This window comes from Ruegeria sp. THAF33 (assembly GCF_009363615.1).
GTDB lineage: Bacteria > Pseudomonadota > Alphaproteobacteria > Rhodobacterales > Rhodobacteraceae > Ruegeria.
Genome location: NZ_CP045384.1, coordinates 3,238,630 through 3,256,813, shown reverse-complemented (window position 1 = coordinate 3,256,813; position 18,184 = coordinate 3,238,630). Strand labels below are relative to the sequence as shown.

The following is an 18,184-nucleotide window of genomic DNA, read 5'->3' as shown; positions in this document are numbered from 1 at the left end:
ATTCCCCAAGCAAAGCATTTGCAAACCTGAGCCGGCATTGCTAACCAACGCGGCCATGAATACAGGCTTGGTTGTTTTCGCCCGCGCGGTGATTACCTAAGCCGCATGACACAAATGCCGACCGAAAGGACTGCCCTTTGACCGACCTGACCCCGCGCGAGATTGTCTCGGAACTGGATCGCTTCATCATCGGGCAGAAGGACGCCAAGCGCGCCGTGGCCGTCGCCCTGCGCAATCGCTGGCGCCGCAAGCAATTGCCGGACGACATCCGGGAAGAAGTCTATCCCAAGAACATCCTGATGATCGGCCCCACCGGCGTTGGCAAGACCGAAATCAGCCGCCGCCTGGCAAAACTGGCCCGCGCGCCGTTTATAAAGGTCGAGGCCACCAAGTTCACCGAAGTCGGATATGTCGGTCGTGACGTGGAACAGATCGTGCGCGATCTGGCAGATGCGGCCATCCTGCAAACCCGCGAGTTCATGCGCGAAGACGTCAAGGCCAAGGCCCATCAGGCCGCCGAAGATCGGGTGATCGAAGCCATTGCAGGCGCAGATGCGCGCGAAGGCACGCGCGAGATGTTCCGCAAAAAGCTGAAAGCCGGCGAACTGGACGACACGGTGATCGAGCTGGAACTGTCCGACACCTCGAACCCGATGCCGATGTTCGACATTCCGGGGCAGCCGGGCGGTCAGATGGGCATGATGAATCTGGGCGACATTTTCGGCAAGGCCTTTGGCGGGCGGACCGTCAAGAAACGCATGACCGTCGCCGAAAGCTATGATGCGCTTATCGGGGAAGAGGCCGACAAGCTGCTGGATGACGAAACCGTCACCCGCACCGCGCTGGAATCCGTCGAACAGAACGGCATCGTATTTCTGGATGAGATCGACAAGGTCTGCGCCCGCTCTGACGCACGCGGCGGCGATGTCAGCCGCGAAGGCGTGCAGCGCGACCTTCTGCCCTTGATCGAGGGAACCACCGTCAGCACCAAGCACGGCCCAGTCAAAACGGATCATATCCTGTTCATCGCCTCGGGTGCGTTTCACATCGCCAAACCGTCGGATCTGTTGCCGGAATTGCAGGGGCGCCTGCCGATCCGCGTTGAACTGCGCGCCCTGACCGAAGAAGACTTCGTGCGCATCCTGACCGAAACCGACAATGCCCTGACCTTGCAATACACGGCGTTGATGGGCACCGAAGACGTGACCGTCAGCTTTACCGAAGACGGCATCGCGGCATTGGCGAAGATTGCGGCTGACGTGAACCAGAGTATCGAAAACATCGGCGCGCGGCGGCTTTACACGGTCATGGAGCGGGTTTTCGAAGAACTGTCCTTCGCTGCACCGGACAAAGCCGGTTCGGAGATCACCGTTGATGCACAGTTTGTCAGCGACAATCTTGGTGAATTGACCAAGTCCTCTGATCTGAGCCGTTACGTTTTGTAACACGGCCAGCCGTTTTTTGCCGTTGTTTTGGTCTTGCCATGCTGGACGTCGCGCAGGAATAGGCTAGCGTGTGCACAAGTCACCCCGAGGTCTGGCCCGTGCTGCGATACTTCGTCATTCTGTTCATATCCCTTTCGCTCAGCGCCTGTGTCGACCGGACGGTGTCCGAGGTCGTGCCCGGTGCCGTGAACATCGGAAAACCTGAAACCATCTTCGCAAGCACGACCCGCGCGCGTGAGGCCGATGGCTCCTATGGATTCCGACGCGGTGAAACGCTCAGGTTCCTGGAAACGACGGTTTCTATTCCACCCACGCATACTCCGGGTACGCTCCGCTTCTCCTACGCGAACCCGAATCCGCGGAAAGAATTCGTTCTGGCAGACGTGACCGAGTTGGATGGACCGCAGGGGCTGCGCAAACACCTGCGAGGACAGGATGACGTCACTATCTTTGTGCACGGCTACAATTCGACCCAGACCGAAACGATCTTCCGCGCGGCGCAGCTGACACATGACATCGGCCTCCCCGGATCAACGCTGGTGTATTCCTGGCCCAGCCGCGCGACGGGCTATGGATATGCCTATGATCTGGACAGTATGCTGTTCGCCCGCGACGGGTTGGAACAGACCATCCGCGAACTGAAAGCCATGGGTGTCAAACGCGTTATTCTGGTCGCGCATTCCATGGGCGGCGCGTTGACGATGGAGATGATGCGGCAAACCGAATTGCAGGAACCCGGCTGGGCCAAGCGAAACATCGAAGGGGTCGTTCTGATCTCGCCTGACCTTGATCTTGATCTGTTTCGCTCGCAGATGAAACGTATCGACAACCCCCCCGATCCGTTCATCGTAATGGTGTCGCAAAAGGACAAGATCCTGAACATCTCGGGCCGTTTGCGTGGCACGGATGAGGGCCAGCGGTTGGGGAACATCAGTTCGGTTGACTCGCTCGAGGAATTCCCGATCAGCGTGATCGACACGACTGCTTTCAACAGTGACGCGGCATCCTCGCATTTCGTTGCCGCGACCTCTCCGGCTTTATTGTCGATCCTCAACTCGTTGCGGCGTGTCAACAATACCTTCGGGCGGGAAGATCGACCGACCATTGATATTCTGGTGCCACCCAGCGAGCGCAATCCAGACGGGGCCACTGAAATTGTTCTGACGGAAACTGGGCAGGCACAGGTTACCACTCCGTGACGCGGTTCAAGCTGCGTCGGTATCTTCTGGACAATGCCACCTGGCTTGGCGCCGGCGTTCTTCTGACGTTTTTATCCAGCTTCGGGCAGACATTCTTCATCTCGATCTTTGCCGGTGAAATCCGCGCGGAATTCGGCCTCGGCCACGGTGCGTGGGGTGGGCTATACACATTGGGCACAACCCTGTCGGCCATCGTGATGATTTGGGCCGGAGGGCTGACGGATATCTTTCGCGTCCGGGTGCTGGGTCCGGCGGTTCTGGCTGGGTTGGCCCTGGCCGCCCTTGCCATGGCGCTGAATACCTGGCTTCTGCTGTTGCCGGTGGTGATTTTTCTGTTGCGCCTGCTGGGTCAGGGGATGAGCACACATCTGGCCGCGGTCGCCATGGCGCGGTGGTTTACGGTCACGCGGGGCAAGGCGCTTTCCATTGCATCCATCGGCTATGCCATCGGTGAGGCCCTGCTGCCCCTGATCTTTGTTGCAGCCATGGTTTACCTGGACTGGCGTTGGCTGTGGGTGGTCGCGGCAGGGATGACTGCCTTGGGAATACCCGTTCTGATGCGGCTGTTGCGCGAGGAACGAACACCGCAAAGCCTTGCCAGCGAATCCTCTGCCATTGGGATGCAGGGTCGCCACTGGAGCCGTCGCGACGCGCTGTTTGACCCCTTGTTCTGGTTCATGGTGCCCGCCGTGCTTGCGCCATCGGCATTCATCACCGCGTTTTTCTTCCATCAGGTCTATTTCGCCGAGGTCAAAGGCTGGCAGCATATCCAACTGGTCGCTCTGTTCCCGATCTTTACCGGAGTATCACTGCTGTCGATGTTTGCTGCGGGCTGGGCATTGGACAAATGGGGCACTGCGCGCATCATGCCATTCTATCAGCTTCCGATGGCGGTTGGGTTTGTGGTTTTGGGCATGACTGAATCAATCAGCGGCGCGACGATCGGGTTGGTGTTTCTTGGCCTGACGGTCGGAGCGAACAGCACGTTGCCCAGCGCGTTCTGGGCAGAATTCTATGGGACCCGGCATATCGGGGCCATCAAGGCGCTGGCTGCGGCTGTCATGGTACTGGGGTCAGCCATCGGCCCAGGTCTGACCGGCGTTCTGATTGACCTTGGTATCCCGCTGAGCATTCAGTTTTTCTGGATTGGTCTGTTCTTCGTGCTGGTATGCAGCCTTGTTTGGGTCGGTATTTCCCGCGCGTGTCGCGACCTTTAACGCACCCGCCTGAGATACACGTAATACGCCCCGTCTCCGCCGTGGCTTATATGAGCCGGCGTGACCTGCAACACCGCCTGGGCCAGCGGTGGGATCGACAACCAGTGAGGAACCTGATTTCGCAGAACACCTCGCGGCGTCGGAATCGGACCGGGCTCGTCCCGATCCTTGCCTTTGCCGGTCACGACCAAAACCAGACGCTTACCCTGTGCTTGCGCGCTCAGGATGAATCGGATCAACGTCGGATGGGCCGAAGCCACCCGCATACCGTGCAGATCCAGCTTGCCTTCGGGTTTCAGCTTGCCGCGCTTCATCCGGCCAAAGGCCTTGTTGTCCATCTGAACCGGTGCATTGCGCAACGCATCCGTCACCGTGGGCTTCAGGTCGTTCGGTTTCGGTTTCGACTGATGGGTCTGTCCAAGTTCGAATGCCTGAAAACGGGGTTTCGGGGTTTTCTTGGGCTTGGGTTTCGGCAAAGAGGTCGGATGGATCGTCTGCGGGATCTCGGGGTGCAGCCTCTCGGCCTGTTTGGCGACCTTGCGCCACAGCTCGATCTCTTCGCTTGTCAGTTTGCGCCGGGTCATCAGAATTCATCCGGCAGCAGGGCATAGGCACGCTGGATGGGCAGCAACAGCACCATCCGACCAGGATCCTTCAGCTTGCCCGCGGCCTGACCGGCTTCGTCCCCCGTTCCGAAAAAGATATCGGCCCGCTGCGCGCCTTTGATGGCCGCACCCGTATCCTGCGCAATCATCAGGCGGCGGATCGGTTCCTTGCCGTCTTTTTCCACCCACACCGGCGCACCCAGCGGGGTATAGGCCGGATCAGCCGCGATGCTGCGCATGGTCGTGACAGATCGGTTCATGGCGCCCAGCGGCCCAAGCTCGGGCGCGACACGTGAAACTTCGCGGAAAAACACGTATGATGGGTTGTGGAGCAGCAATTCCGCGCCGGCCTCGGGGTTCTTGCGCACCCAGGCGCGGATCATCTGCGCGCTGACCTCATGCGCGCCAAGAATGCCGCGCCGCACCAGTTCCACGCCAATTGACCTGTAGGGATGCCCGTTCGCACCGCCATACCCGACGCGCAAAGCGCCGCCATCCGGCAATCGAATGCGGCCCGAACCCTGGATTTGCAGAAAAAACAACTCTACAGGGTCATCGACCCAGGCAATCTCAAGCCCGCGGCCCTGCATGACATCACTGGTCAGGATTTCTCGCCGGCTCAGCCAGGGCCCCTCAGCGCGGGCCTCGGGCGGCATTTTGTAGATGGGGTATTTGAAACGATCCGTCCGGGTACGTGCACCATCAAGTTCGGGTTCGAAATACCCCGTGAACAGGGCATCCTCACCATCCTCGACCAGAACAGGGCGAAAAAAGAGCTCAAAGAACGACCGTGCCGCTTCGGCATCATAGGTTCTTGCCACACCGCACAGGGCCCGCCAATCGGGATCCTTCAGATCCCCGCAGGTGTTCAGAAAAACTGACAGGGCTGCACCGTGGTCATCCTCGGCCCAGCCACGCAGATCATCGAACGACAGAATGGATCGCGTTGCCTCGGCCCCGGCAGCGCTGGCAGTGGTCATTGCACCCACCAGTAAAAGCGACCGGAGCGTGGCAATCATGCGTCCGTGGCAACAAGCAGCCAGTTCGGATCGTCCTTGCCCATCACACGGGCAAAGGTCCAGCTGTCCTTTTGGCGTTTCACGGTGTTGGGGCTGCCTTCGACGATATCGCCACCGCGATCCCGCACGACCGATGTCAGTTCACCCACGAATTTCATAGTGATCTCGGCCTGATTGGTATCCTTGTCGAATTTCACATCCGTCAGGGTCGTCTCTCGGACACCGATAAACTCGGCCTCGATCGTCAGGCCCTGATCTTCTCGTGCGGCGACGCCCGCAACGAAGGATTCAAAAACTTCTTCCGACAGGAATGGCTGGATCTCGTCCAGGTTGCCCTTCTCAAACCCCATCACGATCATTTCATAGGCACCGCGGGCACCCTGAACAAACTCGGTGACGGAAAAACCGGGTTCAACGCGTTTCATCGCCGCCAGCGTCTGTGCCAGCTCGCTGTCTTCCGGGACATGGTCTGTGATGTCATGATCCGGGCCGCCTTCGATCACTTCGAAATCGCGGCGCGACTTATGCGCTTCGGGCTGCTGCTGCACAGGCGGTTTCTCAAAACCTTCACGCGTGCCCAACACGCTCTTGAGGCGCAGGATCAGGAAAACGGCAATTCCGGCCAGGACCAGCAACTGGATCATGGGTTCGTTCATTTCATCCTCTTTTCAGAACCGCGGCTTTGTATACGCGGCCTCATGCCACTATGTAGGTGACCGTAGGTGGCAAGTCCACAGCCCGGCCTAAGGGAAAGGATAACGCAAATGTATCTGTTCTTGGCATTTTTGTTGGTGCCTATCATCGAGATCGCGCTGTTTATTCAGGTTGGCGGGTTGATCGGCTTGTGGCCAACCCTTGCCATCGTAGTGCTGACGGCGGTTTTGGGCACTGTTTTGGTGCGGACACAAGGTCGCATGGCGTTGGGAAACCTGCAACGGTCGTTTGCCGAACTGGACGACCCGACCGAACCGCTGGCGCATGGTGCGATGATCCTGTTGTCGGGCGCTTTGTTGCTTACACCGGGATTTTTCACTGATGCCATTGGATTTGCGTTGCTTGTTCCCGGCGTGCGGGTTGCGGTTTTCAGGTATCTCAGATCAAAAGTCACCGTTACCCAGTTTCAGATGGGCCAAGGCCCCGGTTTTCAGTCTCGGGGAAATCCGTTCGATCAGGGTGACATCATAGATGGCGACTTTACCGAGGTCCGCCCGAAAAATGATCCGTCAAAGCCGTCTAAATGGGTGGAAGGCCCCCACCGGCATTGAGGTGCCGCGCCCAACTTGATAAGCAGTGGCGAATTTCATTTTTGGAGTAGATCCATGGCCGAAGAAAAAGCTGCAGAAAACACTGCGGCCAAAGCCGCCCCGCAAGTTCAGATGCGTGTTCTGGGGCAGTTCATCCGCGACATGTCCTTTGAGAACGTGATGGCCCAGAAGGGTGTTTCCGGTGACGTACAGCCCGAAATCGCGGTTCAGGTGAATCTTGACGCCAAGAAGCGCCCGGCAGACCACCAGTTCGAAGTGTCGATCAAGCTGAACCTGACATCCAAAGCCAAAGGCCTGGAAGACGTTCTGTTCCTTTGTGAACTGGACTATTGCGGCCTGTTCCACGTGGAAGGTGTGCCGGAAGACCAGCTGCACCCGTTCCTGATGATCGAATGCCCGCGGATGCTGTTCCCGTTCCTGCGCCGCATCGTCAGCGACATCACCCGTGACGGCGGTTTCCCACCGGTGAATCTGGACAATATCGATTTCGTCGCCCTGTACCGCAACGAATTGATGCGTCGTCAGGCCGAACAGTCCCAGAAGACAGACGCCTGAGGGTTTGGCCCGTGCCTGACAGGGTCAGGTGCGGGTCCATAGGGCATTGTCGCCCAGTTTTTCTATGAATGCATCATGTGCCGCGCGTTCATCCTCGGTAATACGAGACGGCAGTGGCGTTGCTCGTGGTGCCGGTCGCCAATCATCGCCGCCGCCTGCCACGGATGATGCAGATGTTGACAGTCCAAAATCGGGCTGTCGTCCTCCGATCAGCTCAAGATAAACCTCGGCCAGGATTTCCGAGTCGAGCAATGCGCCGTGCAGCACACGGTTCGAGTTGTCGATATTGAAGCGACGGCAAAGCGCATCCAGTGAGGCCGGCGAACCGGGAAACCGTTTGCGCGCAATCGCCAGCGTATCCAGCGCCTGTTCCATCGGGATGAGCGGGGCACCCATCCATTTCAGTTCGGCATTCAGGAACTTCATGTCGAAAGATGCATTGTGGATCACTAGCCGCGCATCGCCGACGAATTCGCGAAAAGCGTGACCGATCTTGGCAAAAACCGGTTTGTCTTTCAGCGTCACTTCACCCTTTTCCGGCGGACGTGGGTTTTCCAACAGGTCCGGGCCGATGCCATGCACGCCAAATGCCTCTTCCGGCATCGAACGTTCGGGGTTGATGTAGACGTGATACGTCTCACCCGTTGCGACGTGGTTCCACAGTTCAACGGCGCCGATTTCCACGATCCGATCACCGCTTTCGGGATCGAAACCCGTGGTTTCGGTGTCGAGTACAATTTCACGCATCTGCCATCCCCGCCCGTATTTGCCTGACCACATCCTGCACCTGCGCGCGGGCGTGGTCCAGAGTGTCGGTCACGATGACGTAATCCGACCGCGCGCATTTTTCTTCATTCGGCATCTGCTTGGCGCGGATTTGCTCGAACTGCGCCTCGGTCATTGTACCACGTTCCATGACACGCCGCTTTTGCTCGTTGGCCGGGATCGAAACACAAGCCACCGCGTCCATCGCCACGTCACCGCCCGTTTCAAACAAAAGCGGAATGTCGAAGACCAGGATGTCGTTTGTCGCGGCTTCACGAAATGCTGCGCGGTCAGCAGCGACCAGAGGGTGGACGATGGCTTCGATGGCCTTCAGCGCAGCAGGATCGGCCGCAATTATCTGTTTCAGCGCCTCCCGGTTGACCGCACCGTCCTGAATGGCCGACGGAAACAATCGTTCCATGGGGCCAACGGCCGCGCCCCCCCTGGAATACAGGCGATGCACCGCCGCGTCCGCATCCCACAAGGCACAACCTTCTTCGACGAACATCTGCGCCGTTGTGCTTTTCCCCATGCCGATGGAACCGGTTAGGCCAAGCGCAAAACTCATGCCAAGGCCGCCGCACGCGCATCAGCATCAACTTCGGGGCGCATGCCGAACCAGCGTTCGAAACCGGGCACTGCCTGATGCAACAACATGCCCAGCCCATCGACTGCGGTGCATCCAGCCTGTTCAGCGGTTTGCAACAGGCGGGTTTTCAATGGCGCATAAACCAGATCCGTCACCACGGCACCGGGCTGCAACCCGTCAAGCGGAACCCGCAATTCCGGTTGGCCTTGCATGCCCAACGAAGTGGTGTTCACCACGAGTTCTGCGTTTTCGATGACATTTCCGGCCTGAACCCAATCCACCACGCGGATACGTTGACCGAATTCCTCTTTCAGATGATCCGCTCGGGCGCGGGTTCGGTTGGTCAGCAGGATTTCTGGAACACCCGCGTCAGACAATGCCTGCAACACGGCGCGCGCGGCCCCTCCGGCCCCGAAGACAACAGCCGGTCCGTCCTTTGCATTCCAGTCTGGCGCACCGGTGCGAAGATTCTCCATGAACCCGTACCCGTCAGTGTTATCCGCGTGGATCGAGCCATCTTCACGAAACACCAGAGTGTTCGCCGCACCTATCACCGTTGCGCGGTCAGACGCATGATCCGCGATCTTCAAGGCGGCTTCCTTGTGGGGAACGGTCACATTGGCGCCGACAAAACCCGCCTTGGGCAGGGTGCGCAGCACAGTTTCCAGGTCGGCGGGTGCCACATCCATCGGGATGTAATGACCGGCAAGACCGTATGTCTTCAGCCAATGACCATGCAGTTTGGGGGATCGTGAGTGACCAATGGGATGTCCAATCACACCGGCCAAAGGAACCCGATAGTCCGTCATTGATCGATTACCCCTTTGACAGCCAGAAAGTTGAGCAGCTCCAACAGGGGCATACCCAAAACGTTAAAATAGTCGCCGTCAATGGTGGCGAACAGGCGGACACCTTCTTCCTCCAGCTTGTAAGCTCCTACGGCGTGGCGGATACTGTCCCAGTTTCGCGCGACGTAATCTTTCAGATAGGCATCGGAACTGGCCCGCATCCGCAATCGTACCTGCCCCACATGCCGCCAGACCGGCTGAGCATTCTGATAGATCACCGCTGCGGACAAAAGCATGTGACGCTTGCCACGCATGGCTTTCAGCTGGGCCAACGCCTGTTCGGGGGTTTCCGGCTTTGACATCAGCTGACCGTCAAAATCCAGAACCTGATCACATCCCAGAACCATGGCACCGGGATTTTTGTCGCTTACCTTCCGCGCCTTCATTTCTGCGAGTGTATCGGCAATGTCCCGTGGAGATGCGTTTTCAGCCAGCAGGGCGCGTTTGGCCGTCTCTTCATCCACGCGCGCGGTTTGAACCACAAACGGTACGCCTGCATTTTCAAGCAGCTGCGCGCGAATGGCAGACCCGGAAGCAAGAAGAATGGGGACAGACATGTGGAAAACCCCGTGCGCAAATCATTGAGAGTTCAGGGGTGCTTTGTATGGTTTTCCGGTTGACACGCAACCCCGGGGATTTCGCGCCAGAGATCCCCGAGTCGCTCAAATCCCATCCCGTCCGGACAAGGATAAGTCAGTTTCTCTGGAAAAGCCCGATATCCCAAATTCTCCTACCAGTTATCCCCAAGTGGAACAAGGAATACTGATAATAAATAATTGATTTTAAATGTTAAAAATATCCACCAACAGAATCACGTGAAAAATTCCGTGTTCTGTCCACCTGGGGAAAACACTTGTGTAAAAAAGTAATCCACGGATTTTACTCACCCTACAAAACCATCATCCTTTTTCTTTTCTTATTTTTTTATTAGGGAGGGTCCCGAACAACGCCCGGAGCCGAAATGACCGATCTTCTGTTCACTTTGTACCCATGGGTGAAATCGCTCCATATCATGGCGGTGATTTCGTGGATGGCGGGCCTGTTCTATCTGCCCAGGTTGTTTGTCTATCACGTCGAAAAGGCACAGGCCGTAGAAGGCGCACAGGACATTTTCTTTGAAATGGAAGAAAAGCTGCTGCGTGTGATCATGAGACCGGCGATGATCGTTGCGTGGGTTTGTGGTTTGATCATGGTGTTCACGCCGGGCATCGTGGGGTGGGATTGGAGCTGGCCTTGGGTCAAGGGCGCTGCCGTAATCGGCATGACCTGGTTCCATCACTGGCTGATGGCGCGACGCAAGGATTTTCTGGAAGGGCGAAACATGCTCAGTGGGCGGCAGTTTCGCATGATGAACGAGGTCCCGACCGTTTTGATGGTTGCCATCGTTCTGGCGGTTGTTCTGAAGTTCTGAGGGCCTGTTTGACTCCGCCCGTCACTGCGCTTATGTAGGGATCAACACGCCCGTCCGGGCGGCGTATCTTCCATACTGAAATTCCACTTCGTGCCGCACTGTCAGCGGTGAAGGTATATATCATGACAACCGAATCCCTGAATCTTGCTGATCTGAAAGCCAAAAGCCCTAAAGACCTTCTGGCGATGGCCGAAGAGCTGGAGATCGAAAACGCCTCGACCATGCGCAAGGGCGAGATGATGTTCCAGATCCTGCGTGAACGCGCCGATGAAGGCTGGACCGTTGGTGGCGATGGCGTACTTGAAGTGCTTCAGGACGGTTTCGGCTTCCTGCGCTCGCCCGAGGCGAACTATCTGCCCGGCCCGGATGACATCTATGTCTCACCCGAGATGATCCGCCAGCACTCATTGCGGACAGGGGATACCGTGGAAGGCGAGATCAAAGCTCCGGATGAGAATGAGCGCTATTTCGCGCTGACGAAGGTGACCAAGATCAACTTCGAAGACCCGGAAAAGGCCAAGCATAAGATCCTGTTCGACAACCTGACGCCGCTTTATCCGGATGAGCGGCTGAAGATGGAGATCGAGGATCCGACCATCAAGGACAAGTCCGCACGTGTGATCGACCTGGTCGCGCCGATCGGCAAGGGCCAGCGGTCGTTGATCGTGGCGCCGCCGCGCACCGGTAAGACGGTGATCCTGCAAAACATCGCGCATTCGATCGAACGGAACCACCCGGAATGCTACCTGATCGTCCTGCTGATCGACGAACGCCCGGAAGAAGTCACCGACATGCAGCGTTCGGTAAAGGGGGAGGTGGTATCCTCGACCTTTGATGAACCCGCGACGCGCCACGTGGCCGTGTCGGAAATGGTCATCGAAAAAGCCAAGCGTTTGGTCGAACATAAACGAGATGTTGTTATTCTTCTCGATTCGATCACAAGACTTGGTAGGGCCTTTAACACAGTGGTCCCATCCTCGGGTAAAGTTCTGACCGGTGGTGTGGACGCAAACGCCCTGCAACGGCCCAAGCGTTTCTTTGGCGCGGCGCGGAACATTGAAGAGGGTGGTTCGCTGACCATCATCGCGACCGCACTGATTGATACCGGCAGCCGGATGGACGAGGTCATCTTTGAAGAATTCAAAGGTACAGGCAACTCGGAAATCGTTCTGGATCGCAAGATCGCGGACAAGCGAGTGTTCCCGGCCATCGACATCCTCAAATCCGGCACGCGGAAAGAGGATCTTTTGGTCGACAAGGGCGATCTGGCCAAGACCTTCGTTCTGCGGCGTATCCTCAACCCGATGGGCACGACCGATGCAATCGAGTTCTTGTTGTCCAAGTTGAAGCAGACAAAGACAAACAGCGAATTCTTCGATTCCATGAACACCTGACACTGGTCTTTAACTCTAGCGAGGCCTTCGAATGGATACGATATTCGCCTTGGCCAGCGCGCAGGGCAAAGCCGGGGTAGCGGTCATCCGCCTCTCGGGTCCGGACTCCCATTCAGCAGCGGCGCGTCTGACGGGTGGTGCGCTGCCAAAGCGTGGCATGGTCCTGCGCACTCTGACCGATCATGGTGGATCACGTTTGGACGACGGATTAGTCTTGACCTTCCAGGCTCCGGCCAGTTTTACCGGTGAGGACGTGGCCGAGCTTCAGATTCATGGAAGCACCGCCTCTGTCAACGCCGTTCTGCGCTGCCTGTCGGATACGGAAGGGTTGCGTATCGCTGAACCGGGTGAGTTCACACGCCGGGCGCTGGAAAACGGCAAGATGGACCTGACTCAGGTTGAAGGCCTAGCCGATCTAATCGATGCAGAAACGGAAGCACAACGCAAGCAGGCGCAGACCATTCTGGCGGGCGAGCTGGGCACATTGGCCGAACGGTGGCGTCGGGATTTGATACGCGCTGCGTCCCTGTTGGAGGCTGTCATCGATTTTGCTGATGAAGAAGTTCCAACCGATGTGACGCCGGAAGTGCGCGAGTTGGTCCAAGGCGTCATGTCAGACCTTCATCGTGAAGCAGATGGCGTCAAGATTGCCGAGCGAATTCGTACAGGGTTCGAGGTTGCGATCGTCGGCCTTCCAAATGCGGGAAAATCCACCCTTTTGAATGCCTTGGCAGGCCGTGAGGCGGCCATTACTTCGGAATATGCCGGGACCACGCGCGATGTGATCGAAGTTCGAATGGATCTGGCTGGTTTACCGGTGACCTTGCTGGATACGGCAGGGCTGCGAGAGACCGAAGATCATGTCGAAAACCTGGGTATCGAGCTTGCGCGCAGCAGAGCGGAGGCCGCCGATCTTCGCGTTTTCCTGTCTGAAACACCGAAGGACCTGGGGGTGGAGATGCGGGAAGATGATATACATGTTTTCCCCAAAGCAGACCTTCGGGGGATCGGGGGAAAGGGTGTGTCAGGGAAAACAGGCCAGGGAATAGATGCGTTAGTAGACCAGATATCGTGTATTTTGCGCCAGCGAACCACTACCCATGGTATTGCAACTCGGGAACGACACCGCATTGCAATCACCAGAGCATTGGATTCACTTACATCTGCAATCTCGGTTCTGGAATCAGGCCCAGACCTGTATGATATCGCAGCAGAGGAGCTGAGAACCGCCATTCGCGCCCTTGAATCCCTGGTGGGCAGAATAGACGTGGAAACTCTGTTGGATGAAATCTTCTCCAGCTTCTGTTTGGGAAAATAAGGAGTGTTTCACGTGAAACATTCGAAGTTTGATGTCATCGTCATCGGCGCAGGTCATGCCGGAACCGAGGCCGCTCATGCATCAGCCAGAATGGGCGCTACAACGGCGTTGGTGACGCTGTCTGCAACGGACATTGGCGTCATGTCCTGCAATCCAGCGATTGGCGGTTTGGGGAAAGGCCATCTTGTGCGTGAGATCGACGCCTTGGATGGCGTCATGGGTCGCGTGGCGGATCAGGCCGGCATTCAGTTTCGATTATTGAACCGTCGAAAGGGGCCCGCCGTTCAGGGGCCGAGAGCGCAGGCGGATCGCGCCCTTTATCGTCTTGCTATGCAACAGGTAACGGAGAAGCAGGATAACCTGTCCGTCGTTGTCGGCGAGGTTGTCGATTTCCTGATGAACGGCGAAAAGGTTGCAGGTGTTGTTCTTTCCGATGGATCAGAACTTTCCGCCCGCGCCGTTATTCTGACGTCCGGTACCTTTTTAAGGGGCATCATCCATATTGGTGACGTGTCTCGCCCAGGCGGGAGAATGGGGGATCGGCCCTCCATCAAACTGGCAGAGCGGTTGGATGGATACGGTCTTCCTATGGGGCGATTGAAAACCGGCACACCGCCGCGTCTGGACGGGCGGAGCATTGATTGGTCCGATCTTGAAAGGCAGGACGGCGACGATGAACCAACCCTGTTTTCTTTCATGTCGAAATCCGTTGTCGCGCCCCAGATTTCTTGCGGAATTACGCATACAAATGCGCAAACACATGAAATAATTGCGGCAAATCTTTCGAAATCTGCCATGTATGGCGGTCACATTGATGGGGTAGGCCCGCGTTATTGTCCTTCGATCGAAGACAAGATCGTACGCTTCGCCGACAAGGAATCGCATCAAATCTTCCTTGAACCCGAAGGGGTCAACGACCACACAATCTATCCGAACGGCATATCGACATCTCTGCCCCAGGATGTTCAGCTGGACTATGTGCGTTCAATCAAAGGCTTGGAAAATGCAGAGATTCTGCAACCGGGATATGCAATCGAATACGATTATGTTGATCCGCGTGTCCTGAGCGCTTCTTTATCCTTGCCGACTGTTCCCGGACTATATCTAGCGGGCCAGATAAATGGGACCACAGGATATGAGGAAGCCGCGGCTCAGGGCATGGTGGCCGGCCTCAACGCAGCGTTGGAGACCCAAGGGCGGGAGCCCATCCATTTTACACGATCCGACAGTTATATTGGTGTAATGATCGACGATTTGACAACTCGAGGGGTTGCCGAACCTTACCGCATGTTCACGTCGCGCGCGGAGTTCCGGCTATCTCTGCGTGCCGACAATGCTGATCAACGGTTGACACCGCTTGGTTTGGAGCTGGGGTGCGTCGGAGAAGGGCGCAAGATTCAGTTCGAAGATAAAATGAACCAACTTGAGAGTGTGAAGTTAAAGCTGACGGAACGCACTTACACACCCAAGGAAGTTCTCGCTGCCGGTATAAACGTTAATCAGGACGGAAACCGTAGAGATGGGATGGCAATTCTGGCATTCCCCGACACCTCGTTCGAAGATTTGTTGCCTCTCGTTCCTGATTTGCAGGACGTCGACCCAAAAATCAGGCTCCAGATCGAGCGGGACGCCTTGTATGCCAACTACATTGCCAGACAGAAGCGAGATGTCGAAGCAATGAAGCGGGATGAATCCTATGTCATCCCGCATGAGTTCGACTATTTTGCCTTGGACGGCCTGTCGTCGGAGATGAAACAGAAGCTGTCGCAAGCGAAACCCGCCAATATCGCTCAGGCAAGTCGTGTCGAGGGCGTTACTCCGGCAGCGCTGACGCTTGTTCTGGCAAAACTACGCCGGGATCAAAGAGCTCGTCAGGCATGATGGTTGATTATTCGAAGTTTGGAGACCTAAATGTTTCACGTGAAACATTCGATCGCCTCGTGACCTATGTTGATCTGGTGAAGCGTTGGAATCCTAAGATCAACCTCGTGTCGAAGAACAGTTTGGAGCATATCTGGGACCGGCATATTCTGGATTCGGTGCAAGTCTATCGGTGCGCTGACAGGTTTGACACCTGGGCGGACCTGGGAAGCGGAGGCGGATTCCCGGGTATGGTCTGCGCCATCATCGCCGCGGAAGAAAACCCAGGCGCCGCATTCAATATGATCGAGAGCGACCAGCGGAAATCGGCTTTCTTGCGCAGCGTTGCGCGGGAATGCGGTATAAAATGCACGGTTACTTCAAAAAGGATAGAATCGGTTGATCCTTTGGCTGCAAACATAGTTTCCGCCCGAGCGCTGGCTGACTTGCGCACCCTGTTGTCCTTTTGTGACAGGCATTTACACACCAACGGGACAGCGTTGTTGCCCAAAGGTGCAAATTGGAAAAAAGAGCTGGAAGACGCACGTGAGGAATGGAATTTCGAAGCTGAGGCGATTACAAGTTTAACTGAACCTCAAGCCGTTATCCTTAAGATAAATGGAGTATCACGTGGTTGATTTGTCTCGACCTTCAGGGCCTCGGATAATTGCTGTTGCCAATCAGAAGGGTGGGGTCGGAAAAACAACCACAGCAATCAACCTTGCAGCAGGATTGGCCGAATCCGGGTGTCGGGTTCTGGTGGTTGACCTTGACCCGCAGGGGAATGCTTCGACAGGTTTGGGTGTCGAAGATCGAGACTGGACAACTTATGATCTGATCCTTGACGACGCGCCATTGGAGGCCGTCGTTCAGGAGACTGAAATCGAAGGTCTTTTCGTTGTTCCGGCGACCGTTGATCTGAGTTCCGCCGATATTGAACTGATCTCCAACGAAAAACGTAGCTATCTTTTGCATGATGCTTTGAGGCAGCCAGCCATAGATGCGTTTGAACTGGATTTTGTGCTTATCGACTGCCCGCCGTCCTTAAACTTGCTGACCGTGAATGCAATGGTTGCTTCGCATTCGGTGCTTGTTCCGCTGCAGAGCGAGTTCTTTGCCCTTGAAGGGCTTTCACAACTGATGCTCACGATTCGAGAGGTCCGCCAAACGGCTAACCCGGATCTGAGAATCGAAGGTATTGTGTTGACCATGTATGACAACCGCAACAACTTGTCCCGTCAGGTTGAAAAGGACGCGCGTGACAATCTGGGTGAGATGGTCTTTAAAACGAAAATACCCAGAAATGTGCGGGTCAGCGAAGCGCCGTCATATGCGCTGCCTGTTTTGCAATATGACTCGGGATCGCTTGGGGCCATGGCCTACCGGCATCTTGCTCGTGAGATCTTGCACAAGAACAATAAGACCGCTGCCTGAGCGGGAACGAGGAGGGCGACATGAGCGCCAAGAAAGCAAAGTCCAGAGGTTTGGGGCGGGGGTTGTCTGCCCTTATGGCGGATGTGAATCCTGAATCAGAAGGCCGGATTTCAACGGATGCACGCAGACCGGATCTGAAAGTCCCGATTGAAAAGTTGAAAGCCAACCCCAACCAGCCGCGCCGGACATTTATGCCCGAGCAGTTGGACGAGCTGGCAGCGTCGGTCAAGGAAAAAGGTATCATTCAGCCCTTGATTGTTCGCGCGACGGGGTCCGATGAATACGAAATCGTCGCGGGGGAACGCCGTTGGCGTGCGGCGCAGATGGCGCAGCTGCATGATATCCCGGTGATTGTGCGTGAATTCGATGATACGGAAGTGTTGGAAGTTGCGATTATCGAAAACATCCAACGCGCGGATCTGAACGCGGTGGAAGAGGCCGCCGGCTACAAGCAGTTGATGGACCGATTTGGTCATACACAGGAAAAGCTTGCCGAGGCCCTAGGCAAAAGCCGCAGCCACATCGCAAATCTTTTACGGCTTCTGTCCTTGCCGTTAGATGTGCAAACCCTTGTTATTGAAGGTAAATTGTCTGCGGGGCACGCCAGGGCACTGATTACGGCGGAAAATCCGTCGGAACTTGCGAAACATATCGTCAAGGATGGCTTGTCGGTGCGCGCAACCGAGGCTTTGGTCAAAAAACAGCAGCAAGGCAGTGCCGAGCGTTCTGCACCCCGCTCCAGAAATCTGGATGCCGGAAAGGATGCAGACACACGTGCCTTGGAAAAAGACCTGTCCGCGATCCTGGCGATGAAAGTGTCAATCAATCACAAGGCCGGAACGGAAACGGGACAAGTTGTTCTGACCTACGAAAATCTGGATCAGTTGGACGACTTGTGCGCCAAGCTCAGCCGTTAGGACGTGACCAGATAAAGATCATGACACCGCCCAGCACAACCGCCTGAATGATCAACACGAAAAGCGGTGCTGACAACAAAACAGAGAGTCCGAAAACGGCGGCGATCGAGACGGTTGCCGCCTTTTTTGCGGCTGGTCGAATGGCGCCGGAGCTTTGCCAATCAAGAATCAGTGGCCCAAAAAGGTTATGGGTCACAAGCCAATTGTGCAGCCGCGAGGATGAGCGGGCGAAGAAAAACGCGGCAAGCAGAAGAAAAGGCACCGTAGGAAGAAGGGGCAGGACAACCCCAACAGCCGCCATGGCAACACAAAGCAATCCCAGTCCGGCCCAAAGATACTGCAT

Annotated in this window: 20 protein-coding genes; 12 read left to right on the top strand and 8 right to left on the bottom strand. The window is 56.4% G+C overall.

Going from position 1 to position 18,184, the window contains the following annotated elements:
• Window positions 1-137 precede the first annotated feature (137 nt).
• From hslU to FIU92_RS16325, 3 genes are all read left to right on the top strand, one after another.
• Window positions 138-1,445: an ATP-dependent protease ATPase subunit HslU gene (hslU, locus tag FIU92_RS16335; protein ID WP_152459626.1), complete on the top strand. Its 1,308-nt coding sequence runs from the start codon at window positions 138-140 to the stop codon at window positions 1,443-1,445.
• Between the two features lie 68 nt (window positions 1,446-1,513).
• Window positions 1,514-2,644 carry an alpha/beta hydrolase gene (locus FIU92_RS16330; protein WP_371419720.1) on the top strand — a complete coding sequence of 377 codons (1,131 nt, stop codon included), beginning with the start codon at window positions 1,514-1,516 and terminating at the stop codon, window positions 2,642-2,644.
• Window positions 2,641-3,861: an MFS transporter gene (locus FIU92_RS16325; protein WP_172978513.1), complete on the top strand. Its 1,221-nt coding sequence runs from the start codon at window positions 2,641-2,643 to the stop codon at window positions 3,859-3,861. Before FIU92_RS16330 ends, FIU92_RS16325 begins: the two co-directional genes overlap by 4 nt.
• Here the strand turns inward: FIU92_RS16325 and FIU92_RS16320 are convergent.
• From FIU92_RS16320 to FIU92_RS16310, 3 genes are read right to left on the bottom strand one after another with little or no spacing between them, the layout of a single operon-like run.
• Window positions 3,858-4,445, bottom strand: a complete 588-nt coding sequence (locus tag FIU92_RS16320) for a Smr/MutS family protein (protein WP_152459624.1) — start codon at window positions 4,443-4,445, stop codon at window positions 3,858-3,860. The genes FIU92_RS16325 and FIU92_RS16320 overlap by 4 nt on opposite strands.
• Window positions 4,445-5,485 carry a murein transglycosylase A gene (locus FIU92_RS16315; protein WP_152459623.1) on the bottom strand — a complete coding sequence of 347 codons (1,041 nt, stop codon included), beginning with the start codon at window positions 5,483-5,485 and terminating at the stop codon, window positions 4,445-4,447. Before FIU92_RS16315 ends, FIU92_RS16320 begins: the two co-directional genes overlap by 1 nt.
• Window positions 5,482-6,141 carry a Tim44/TimA family putative adaptor protein gene (locus FIU92_RS16310; RefSeq protein ID WP_152459622.1) on the bottom strand — a complete coding sequence of 220 codons (660 nt, stop codon included), beginning with the start codon at window positions 6,139-6,141 and terminating at the stop codon, window positions 5,482-5,484. The genes FIU92_RS16315 and FIU92_RS16310 overlap by 4 nt, the downstream gene beginning before the upstream one ends.
• Before the next feature lie 108 nt (window positions 6,142-6,249).
• On the opposite strand from FIU92_RS16310, the gene FIU92_RS16305 reads away from it, so the two are divergent.
• Together FIU92_RS16305 and secB are read left to right on the top strand one after the other, a co-directional pair.
• On the top strand, window positions 6,250-6,750 hold the full coding sequence (locus tag FIU92_RS16305) for an FxsA family protein (protein ID WP_152459621.1): 501 nt from the start codon (window positions 6,250-6,252) through the stop codon (window positions 6,748-6,750).
• 54 nt (window positions 6,751-6,804) lie between these two features.
• Window positions 6,805-7,305, top strand: a complete 501-nt coding sequence (secB, locus tag FIU92_RS16300; RefSeq protein ID WP_152459620.1) for a protein-export chaperone SecB — start codon at window positions 6,805-6,807, stop codon at window positions 7,303-7,305.
• Between the two features lie 24 nt (window positions 7,306-7,329).
• Here the strand turns inward: secB and dnaQ are convergent, their stop codons facing one another.
• The 4 genes from dnaQ to FIU92_RS16280 are packed head-to-tail and all read right to left on the bottom strand — an operon-like array spanning window position 7,330 to window position 10,064.
• A complete protein-coding gene (gene dnaQ / locus FIU92_RS16295; protein ID WP_152459619.1) occupies window positions 7,330-8,052 on the bottom strand; it encodes a DNA polymerase III subunit epsilon in 723 nt (240 codons plus the stop codon).
• Window positions 8,045-8,638: a dephospho-CoA kinase gene (gene coaE, locus FIU92_RS16290; RefSeq protein ID WP_152459618.1), complete on the bottom strand. Its 594-nt coding sequence runs from the start codon at window positions 8,636-8,638 to the stop codon at window positions 8,045-8,047. The genes dnaQ and coaE overlap by 8 nt, the downstream gene beginning before the upstream one ends.
• On the bottom strand, window positions 8,635-9,468 hold the full coding sequence (locus tag FIU92_RS16285) for a shikimate dehydrogenase (RefSeq protein WP_152459617.1): 834 nt from the start codon (window positions 9,466-9,468) through the stop codon (window positions 8,635-8,637). Before FIU92_RS16285 ends, coaE begins: the two co-directional genes overlap by 4 nt.
• On the bottom strand, window positions 9,465-10,064 hold the full coding sequence (locus FIU92_RS16280; RefSeq protein ID WP_152459616.1) for a nucleoside triphosphate pyrophosphatase: 600 nt from the start codon (window positions 10,062-10,064) through the stop codon (window positions 9,465-9,467). Before FIU92_RS16280 ends, FIU92_RS16285 begins: the two co-directional genes overlap by 4 nt.
• A gap of 404 nt (window positions 10,065-10,468) precedes the next feature.
• Between FIU92_RS16280 and FIU92_RS16275 the strand changes: the two genes are divergently transcribed.
• The 7 genes from FIU92_RS16275 (at window position 10,469) to FIU92_RS16245 (ending at window position 17,841) form a co-directional block, all read left to right on the top strand.
• A complete protein-coding gene (locus tag FIU92_RS16275) occupies window positions 10,469-10,918 on the top strand; it encodes a CopD family protein (protein WP_152459615.1) in 450 nt (149 codons plus the stop codon).
• A 122-nt stretch (window positions 10,919-11,040) separates the two neighbouring features.
• Entirely contained in the window at window positions 11,041-12,312 is a 1,272-nt protein-coding gene (gene rho, locus FIU92_RS16270) for a transcription termination factor Rho (protein ID WP_152459614.1), read from the top strand.
• A 31-nt stretch (window positions 12,313-12,343) separates the two neighbouring features.
• A complete protein-coding gene (gene mnmE, locus FIU92_RS16265) occupies window positions 12,344-13,630 on the top strand; it encodes a tRNA uridine-5-carboxymethylaminomethyl(34) synthesis GTPase MnmE (RefSeq protein WP_152459613.1) in 1,287 nt (428 codons plus the stop codon).
• Window positions 13,631-13,642: 12 nt separating this feature from the next.
• Window positions 13,643-15,511, top strand: a complete 1,869-nt coding sequence (gene mnmG, locus FIU92_RS16260) for a tRNA uridine-5-carboxymethylaminomethyl(34) synthesis enzyme MnmG (protein ID WP_152459612.1) — start codon at window positions 13,643-13,645, stop codon at window positions 15,509-15,511.
• Window positions 15,511-16,128, top strand: a complete 618-nt coding sequence (gene rsmG, locus FIU92_RS16255) for a 16S rRNA (guanine(527)-N(7))-methyltransferase RsmG (RefSeq protein WP_371419752.1) — start codon at window positions 15,511-15,513, stop codon at window positions 16,126-16,128. Before mnmG ends, rsmG begins: the two co-directional genes overlap by 1 nt.
• A complete protein-coding gene (locus FIU92_RS16250; RefSeq protein ID WP_152459610.1) occupies window positions 16,121-16,924 on the top strand; it encodes a ParA family protein in 804 nt (267 codons plus the stop codon). Before rsmG ends, FIU92_RS16250 begins: the two co-directional genes overlap by 8 nt.
• A gap of 20 nt (window positions 16,925-16,944) precedes the next feature.
• Window positions 16,945-17,841, top strand: coding sequence for a ParB/RepB/Spo0J family partition protein (locus tag FIU92_RS16245; RefSeq protein ID WP_152459609.1), 897 nt, complete (start codon window positions 16,945-16,947; stop codon window positions 17,839-17,841).
• Here FIU92_RS16245 and FIU92_RS16240 read toward each other — a convergent pair.
• The gene (locus tag FIU92_RS16240) at window positions 17,831-18,184 is read right to left on the bottom strand and encodes a YbaN family protein (protein ID WP_152459608.1); all 354 of its coding nucleotides are present in this window, start codon (window positions 18,182-18,184) and stop codon (window positions 17,831-17,833) included. The genes FIU92_RS16245 and FIU92_RS16240 overlap by 11 nt on opposite strands.